Below are 8,014 nucleotides of genomic sequence, written 5' to 3'. Positions count from 1 at the left end.
GCGCGGGTTGGCTACCGCATTCCCGATTGTGCGTCCGGGGCTGTTCCTATCTTACTGCGGGCGTCGGTCGATTTGCCGGCCACAAAGCGTCTGACGGGCATTCCCCTGCCGTGGTCCCGCCTCCGCCCATGCGCGATATGTGCGCCATCGCGGCGAGCGATCAGGTGACGCGCGCCTCCCTTGCGACTGCCCACATAAAGCCGACCAGTTCACGGGCGATCGCGGTGCAGACGACCGTTGTCCGTTTGCCCCGAGCGCTCAGCATGCGGTAGCGGGCTGTCAGGCGGGACTGCGCCTTCCAGGCGATCTCACGCACCTTCGGTGACGCCTGCTCCAACCGGTATAGCTTCGCCTTCCCGACCTTGGGCGGATGTCGATAGGTCCAGGCGCTCTCGACCAACATGTGGCGAACCCGACCGTTGCCTGCCTTTGTGATGCCGCCGCGCCGGACTGTCTCCCCGGTTGAGCGCTCGCCGGGGACCCGACCGAGATATCCCATGAGCTGGCGTGGGCTTTCGAACCGGCTGGCGTCGCCGACTTCGGTGACGAACGTCACGGCGACAATTAGGTCTACCCCACGCAATGTCTGAAGCGCCCACACGATCGGTGCCAGCGACCAGGCCGGGACGAACTCTTCGATCACACGCTCCAGCCGCTCGACCCGCTCTTTCGAGACGCGCACCGCCTCGACCATCTCCTGGAGTGCGATCTGATGCGCGGGATGATCGAACCTTGTTCCTGAAGCCAGCGTAGATAGCGCATCGTCCAGCTCTTCTTTCGCGGATAGCTACGGCCGTGCTTGAGCATGAATGCGCTCACCTGCTGGCGATGGACCCGCAGCGTCTCGACCGCGCCCGCCCGCGCGCGAACAAGATCCCGTATGGACTCGTGCCCTTCATCGGGAACCCACACCGCGGTCAGCTCGCCGGCGCGCAATAGTCGGGCAAGGGAAATGGCGTCTCGACGGTTCGTCTTCACCCGATCGCCGGGCTTCCTTGGTATCAATGATGGTGCAACCACGGTGCACTCGTGCCCGAGCGACCGGATCAGGCGATAAAGGCCGTACCCGGTCGGCCCAGCCTCATAGCAGAAATGCACGTAATCAAAGCGGCTGGCGATCCGGCCTATGACCCGCCGCATGCTGGTCGCCGACGCGTCGACCTCACCGAAGAACCGAACCTCTCCTTCCCGGCCTGCCTCCGCAATCGCAATAGCGTTCTTAAGCTTCGCAACATCGATTCCGACAAATGCTTCTCTATAATCCGCCACGGCTCGTCCTCCTGTGGTGAGGATCGGCTCGGCCCGTCCGAGCAACCCTCGGACGCGCAGTGTAGGGCGAGCCACCTCATCGGCAGAGGCGGACATACGGTCTTACTGTCAAGACGCTGACGACCCAGAATCGCCGGGCGCTGCTGACGGCCCTCAAGTCGCTTCAGGAAAAGGCCATCGCCATCGAGAACGACATCCGTGGCCTGTTTCGTAACTTCGGTCTCAAAGTTGGCATTGTCGACGGCCGGCAAATTCGCGGATCGCATCCGGGACCCTTCCGGTGACATTCCGGAACTCGAGACATCATGGAGACGTTGCTCACCGCCCGTCGGAAACTTTGCGAGCAGTTCACGGTGCTACACGAAAGACTGTTGTCGATCGTGAGGGGTGACACGGTTTGCAGGCGGTTGATGACCGTGCTGGGCGTCGGCCCTATCGTTGCACTGGGTTTCAACGCCACGGTCGATATTCCTGCCCCCTTCAGGAATTCGAAGGACGTGGGGCCGTATCTCGGTTTGACGCCGCGGTTACATCAATCAGGCTAGGATAATCGCGTCGGCAGGTCAGCCTAGGAAGCTTGAATGGGATTGACTTCAACACGCCGAATAGACAAGTCCAGGCATTTGGTGGAGCGGATTGAGAGTGAAGCGCTCGGGCTGGGAAGCCCATGCCTTGCAGATGAACTCGTAGGGTGAGACCTTTGAGGGCCTTCAGCCTGCGGCCGAAATTTGTAGGCCGCAACAAAGTCGGCAAGATGCCGACGCAGTTGGTCATGATCGTCGTAGTGGAAACGCTTGCCCGTCGCGTCCTTGATGGTGCGGTTCATTCGCTCGACCTAGCCGGTGGTCCAAGTATGCTTTGGCTTCGTGGTTCGAAGCACAGCGCGACGATGCGGCCCCCGAACGTGCTTGCGGGCTTCCTGGCGCCGCGACGAGCGCTTGCAGGCGCTGACGGTCGCTGGCCAAAACGGTGAAGGGGGATGCTATTGCGCATGCATCTAACTCGCACGCCAAACCGCAAAACGGAATCCCGAAATCGGACTCTTTTGATCCGATCAATCCACTATGAGACGCCGATTCCGAAATAGCGGGTGTGGGCGACATTGAGGATGCGATTGATCAAGCTTACGAAGCTGTGTCCGCCGGCCGTTGCAGCTGTGCCATAACTGGAGTGTATACCAAGGGCCGGCACCGAGTTCATCTCTAGGACAAACGGTTGGCCTGAGCGATCGATCCGGAAATCGACGCGGGCATAGTCCCGGCAGTGGCAGGCACGGAAGGTCGCAACCGAAATATCCCGTAACATCGTCTCAAGCCCGCTCTCGATTTTCGCCGGGCAAATCTTGGGCACCGCTGCGGCCGCCACGTACTTCGCATCCCAATTCATAACACGCGTTTCGCGGTCACCGAAGTCCTGCTCCACTAGAGGCAAAACTTCGGGCTCCCCGTTTCCGAGCAACGCAACGCAGATTTCCCGCCCCTCGATGTATTCCTCCACTAGCGCATCCTGAGCATGCTGCGTGACGATCACTTCGACGGCCTGCCGCAACTTAGAGTGTTCATGTATGATCTGCAATCCGAAGCTGCAGTCCTCCTCCCGCGGCTTCACTACCACTGGGAATCTCAGGTCGCCGGTGTTCTCGGTGCCGCGACGCATCACGCGAAAGTTCGGAGTCGGCACGCCCTGATCGCGGATGAGCATTTTGGTAATGACTTTGTCTCCCGTCAGCCCAATCCCGAAGGGGCTACATCCAGTGTATGGAACACCGGCCATCTCAAGCATGGCAGGAACATGAGTGTAACGCTTTTCGCCCTGAATTCCCTCCGCCAAGTTGAAGACCATTCCCGAGGGGCGACCTTGCGGATCAGGTGGCATGAACCGCTCGAGACTGGCGAGCAGTCCTTTATCGCCTTCACACACTACCGTCTCGTGGCCGCCCTCTTGAAGTGCCGCCACCACATCTTCCAACGTGCCGCTATGCGGCCAAGGCTGCGGCGGCTGCGGACAAGGCTGACCGAACCGGTTAATCACACCGTTGAAATCACTGTTCGTTACGATGGCTACTCGCATGAGCTATCTCCTTTGACGTTTGTCTGCTGTCACGAAACCAATGAAAACTGGATGGAGGCCAACCGCTATATCAACATTGACGACCTGCACGAGTACAAGAGGCTCGAAGCACCATGGCTGACCCTTTTCACAACCCCCTCCACAAACATAGGTCCACCACCCGGTTCCCTCTCCGGTTCCCGACCCTTTCCGCTGGCGGTGCTCTTTTTGCCCAAGTAGCTCGAAAGACGGCGAGTTGGGTTGCGGTACCATCAATAAAGCCTTATGCAGGGTTTATGCCAAAACAGATGATAACCGGCGGATGAGAGCGCTCCGACGCGAAATGATCGCTTCAAAAACCGTGCCAACCTCGCAAAATGCACGTCGGCCAGTGCTTTGAGTTTGATATCAAACTTACGGTCATATCAGGTACTAAACTGGCCCGCACAACCACTATGTCGCAGGCGCGACAAAATCCGACAGAGATCGTATCCCAGGGGACGAGCGGCGACCCATCCGCAGTCTTTTGACGCTCGCCGGTCCCTTACATCGAGCCCTGGCGTCCAGAATTGAAGTTGGGCGAAGGCGATCCGCATAATCGTATGCCCGGCCTGGCCGGCTTCAACGTGCGAGCGCTGCAGCAGTTTCAACAATGATGGCGAGTCGGCATAAATCTTCTTGAGAGGCTGGCGCTTAATCCCGGAACAAACGCGGCAATCAGCACTTCGCCTTGCTCATTTCGATGACGGCCATAGTGTTATTGCGCGCTTCAAAAGCTGGACAGCGATTCCGCTAATTCCCGGACAGCGTTTTCACAAAAGTCCGACAGTTCGTCGAGGTTGGTCCTCGGCAGCCTGGTTGCTGTAGGGCTGATTGATTTCGGTGTTCTCGGAGTCGGTCAAGAGGGCCGAGGCTTTTTTCTTCGGATGCTCTCGCCCTGAAGGGCGATGCGGTGTGCATTGTGCACGAGCGGTCGTGTATAGCGTCGGCGACCGTGCTGTCGTTAATAAGGTCGTGCCAGCTTGCCACGGGGACCTGGGCGGTGATCAGGGTGGATTTTCTCTGATAGCGCTCCTCGACGATTTTCGAAGAGGTGGAAGCGCTGCTGATCGGAGAGAGCATGGTTGCCGAAGTCGTCGTGGATGAGCCAAGTGGACACGGGTGAGCTTGTCGATGAGGCGGGGAAAGGAACCATCGATGCGTCGCTCTCGAACAGGATAACAGTGCGGCTTCGGAAAAGTCCGGACAGGCTTTCCGGTAATCTCAATGATGAGATCCGCGCCCGCCGTTCCAAAAAAAGGTTCGGCACGAAGCCCGCATTTTTTGCACTGGGCTTACGGCGTGCTGATCCACTGTTTCGTCATTACTATTCCCGAGCCTTGCAACCGAGCCGGAAGCGTCAGGCGAATGCAGGATTCCTGCGCTCGTAGAGCGTCCCAGCTTGGTCAGCACAACCTGACGATACGCGCCATCTTGGCGGCAAAGGCATTTGACGCAGCTGAATTGTCACGATCAGACGGCAGTTGGATCCTCATTGGATGGCCAGTGTTGCAAAAATCACAGGCTGGAGATCGGACTTGCGCCCTGGTGAATTTCCGCCACCGCATCGGGGTCGGTCTTCAACCCGGCAACTTCGACTTCCCAATTATAATAGAGACCGCGGCCGGGGCTTTGGCGGAGAGGGTCAGTCCTGGCGATGCCTCTCTCGAGCCGGCCTACATTGCAGCTGCCAGGCGGTTGGTTGAGCGCGGAGCCGTCGCGATAACCAGGGACTGCGGCTTCAGTATCTGGTGCCAGGCTGCACTGGCCACGTCTGTCAAACTTCCCGTGGCCATGTCGAGCCTGCTACTGGCGCCCACGCTCCTCCGGCAGCTTCCGGCCGGCGCAAAGCTCGCCGTCTGGCCGCAGACTCAAGACACTGCGGCGAAGAGCTGCTGGGCATGGATTCATCCGCAGGGGCAAGAGTAGCCATCGGCGGCATCGAAGGTAATACGCGGCCGGCTAGTGTTACCGAAATGGAGTCCCCGGGTTGCAGTCTGTGTCGCGACTTCGCGCCGCACATCCCAAGATTGACGCACTCCTATTTGAATGTACATTGTCCCCGATGGTGACGTCAGCAATCCGTCGTAGGACAGGACTGCCCATCTATGACGCCGCGCCCCTTTATCGAATGACATTCGCGTCCGTGGCTTGACCGCTTGGAGGCCGTCAGGTGCTTGAGCGCGGCAGTCTCAAGTTTTAAGGGGTGGCAGCGTGGAATCTGCTCCTCGCGAAAGAAGGAAGCCCCAGGCGACTTTCGATCGTATATGCCGCGGCTAGGACGGAGGTGTCGGAATAGCGCGCGCCGACCAGTTGTAGCCCGACGGGCAGCCCTTGATCATCCAGGCCCGATGGAATCGATGCTGCTGGTTGCTGGGTCAAGTTGAAAGGGTAGGTGAAGGGCGTCCAGTCCACCCACCCCTTGTAACTATCATCCGGCACATTTCGCCCGACGGGGAACGGCGCGATAGGCATCGTCGGTGTGACCAAGAGATCGTAATTTTCGTGGAACTTCGCCATCAGAGCGGAGAGCTCGAACCGCATCGCCTCAGCTTCCTGAAATTCGGTAAGGGTGATCTTCAGCCCGCGTTCGGCACCTTCCAGAAAGCCAGGATCTAGTAATTGTCTTTGCTGTTTGTTCATTCGTGACACAATACGGGCGGCGCCAGCGAACCAGAATGTAGAAAACACCTCCACCGGATCCGCAAATCCCGGATTGACTTCGGCCACCTCGGCCCCAAGAGCTCGAAGCTGGTCGATCGCATTATCGGTAACGTTTTGGATATCTCGCGCCACCTTGACATAGCCGAGGTTCCGACTGTAGCCGATCCGCAGGCCCCTGATGGTGGTCTTTGCTGGATCGGGGTCGAGACCTAGGTACGCCGGACCCGCATAGCCATCGCGAGCGTCCTTTCGTGCAATCACATTCATCATCAGGATCGCATCCGCAACGGTGCGGGTCACCGGCCCCAAATGAGACAGCGTTGTCATGGCGCTAGCTGGCCATTGCGGAACGATGCCGAAGGTTGGCTTGAAGCCGAAGGTCCCCGTGAAGCTCGCCGGTATCCGGATTGATCCCCCGCCGTCGCTACCCTGATGAAGAAAGCCAAGGTTGAGCGCAGCCGCAACTGCCGCCCCTCCCGACGACCCGCCTGGTGTCAGGTCAGGATTCCAGGGATTGCGGGTGATCCCGTAGACCGGGCTGTCTGTTACCCCTTTCCAGCCAAATTCTGGAGTGGTTGTCTTGCCCAGGATAACGCCACCGGTCTCACGGATACGGGCTGGAACAGGGGCGTCTTCAGTCCAGGGTCCCTCGGTGCTGCCGGACAATGAGCCACGTCTTGTCGGCCAGCCTCGTGTCAAGGTGAGGTCTTTGATGGTGGCCGGAATGCCATCTAGTACTCCGGCTGGTTCCCCCTTCATCCATCGACCCTCCGAGGCCCGGGCAGCAGACCTGGCCCCTTCGTGGTCGACGAGGCAAAATGCGTTCAGCGCCGGGTTGTTGGCGTCGATGCGGCTGAGACAGTCATCGACGACTTCAACAGGCGAGAGCTGCCGCCTTCGGTAGAGTTCCAGGCATTCGCACGCCGACAGACCCTCAAGAGATGTTGGCACGGATGAACGAGTTTTCATTTTACGAGGTCCGCTACATTCAAGCCTGGCATAAGACGGCAGTTATTCATTCGTTCTGCGGCCCTTGTCAGACCGATCATCAAGACGTCGGACGGGATCCCAACGTGTTCTCTACGAGCTTGATCCAGTACGATGTTCCATAAGGAATCGCCTCGTCGTTGAAATTGTAGGCAGGGTGATGCAGGCCGGCGCTGTCACCGTTCCCGCACCAGACGAAAGCACCCGGCCGCGCCTGCGCCAGGAAGGAGAAATCTTCCCCCCCCATTACCGGTGGCGTCTCGAGCACATTGTTTTCACCGGCCACGCCCTTGGCCGCGCTTCTCGCAAGGTCGGTCTGCTGGACCTCATTGAAGAGAATTGCGTCGAAGCTCTGAAATTTAATATCTATCTTCGCGCCGGTTATCTGGGCGATGCCGGCGACCACTTCGCCCACCCGCTCCTTCACGAACTTGCGCACCTCCGGCTTTAGCGTCCGCATGGTGCCCACCAACTCCGCTGTTTGCGGAACGACGGGGACTAGTCTCTGCCCGGACTGGAACTGGTGGAACGAAATTCCTGCCGAGTCGACAGGGTCAATGTTCTGAGCCAGGATATGCTGCAGGGCCGTCACAAGCTGAGCGCCGACCAGAATCGGATCGATGCATTCATGAGGCCTTCCAGGGTGCCCCCCTCGCCCTTCAATGCTAATTTCTATGCTATCAGTTGCCGCCATCACTGGACCTTGCCGGATTCCGAAGACACCTACCGGCAAGCCCGGACGATTGTGCATTCCGTAGATGTGCTCGATGCCGAACCGCTCCATCAAACCGTCATCTAGCATGGCAACGGCGCCGGTACCGATCTCCTCGGCAGGTTGGAAGATCATGACCGCCGTTCCAGCGAAATTCCGAGTATCGGCAAGATAGCGCGCGGCACCCAACAGCATCGCGGTGTGGCCGTCATGCCCACACGCATGCATCAAGCCCTTGTTCTTGGACGCATAGGGCAGATCGGTCGCTTCGTTGATCGGCAGCGCATCCATGTC

The 8,014-nt window shown here is 58.9% G+C and carries 6 protein-coding genes and 2 pseudogenes; 2 read left to right on the top strand and 6 right to left on the bottom strand.

The window, feature by feature from the left end; genetic code table 11:
- Positions 1–160: 160 nt before the first annotated feature.
- A pseudogene (locus tag EN935_RS13575) lies at positions 161–1,365 on the bottom strand (IS110 family transposase).
- Between the two features lie 209 nt (positions 1,366–1,574).
- Here EN935_RS13575 and EN935_RS42025 point away from each other — a divergent pair.
- Positions 1,575–1,814 (top strand): IS110 family transposase, encoded by a 240-nt coding sequence (locus EN935_RS42025; RefSeq protein WP_063169335.1) that lies wholly within the window; start codon positions 1,575–1,577, stop codon positions 1,812–1,814.
- Between the two features lie 48 nt (positions 1,815–1,862).
- Here the strand turns inward: EN935_RS42025 and EN935_RS13565 are convergent.
- The 3 genes and pseudogenes from EN935_RS13565 to EN935_RS13555 form a co-directional block, all read right to left on the bottom strand.
- Positions 1,863–2,143, bottom strand: a pseudogene (locus EN935_RS13565) (integrase core domain-containing protein); the annotation flags it as partial.
- A gap of 188 nt (positions 2,144–2,331) precedes the next feature.
- On the bottom strand, positions 2,332–3,339 hold the full coding sequence (locus tag EN935_RS13560; RefSeq protein ID WP_063169333.1) for an ATP-grasp domain-containing protein: 1,008 nt from the start codon (positions 3,337–3,339) through the stop codon (positions 2,332–2,334).
- Positions 3,340–4,110: 771 nt separating this feature from the next.
- The gene (locus tag EN935_RS13555; protein WP_272482847.1) at positions 4,111–4,440 is read right to left on the bottom strand and encodes an ATP-binding protein; all 330 of its coding nucleotides are present in this window, start codon (positions 4,438–4,440) and stop codon (positions 4,111–4,113) included.
- A 2-nt stretch (positions 4,441–4,442) separates the two neighbouring features.
- Here EN935_RS13555 and EN935_RS42795 point away from each other — a divergent pair, with 2 nt between their 5' ends.
- Positions 4,443–4,748, top strand: a complete 306-nt coding sequence (locus tag EN935_RS42795; RefSeq protein WP_164548505.1) for a hypothetical protein — start codon at positions 4,443–4,445, stop codon at positions 4,746–4,748.
- 808 nt (positions 4,749–5,556) lie between these two features.
- On the opposite strand, the gene EN935_RS13545 is transcribed toward EN935_RS42795, so the two are convergent.
- Entirely contained in the window at positions 5,557–6,990 is a 1,434-nt protein-coding gene (locus EN935_RS13545; protein WP_063169332.1) for an amidase, read from the bottom strand.
- A 79-nt stretch (positions 6,991–7,069) separates the two neighbouring features.
- Positions 7,070–8,014: amidohydrolase (locus tag EN935_RS13540; RefSeq protein WP_127373375.1), on the bottom strand; the 945-nt coding region annotated here is incomplete at its 5' end.

The organism is Mesorhizobium sp. M7D.F.Ca.US.004.03.1.1, assembly GCF_003998635.1.
GTDB classification, from domain to species: Bacteria; Pseudomonadota; Alphaproteobacteria; order Rhizobiales; family Rhizobiaceae; genus Mesorhizobium; species Mesorhizobium loti.
Note: the sequence above shows the minus strand (reverse complement) of the source record. Positions and strands in the feature narration are given on the sequence as shown.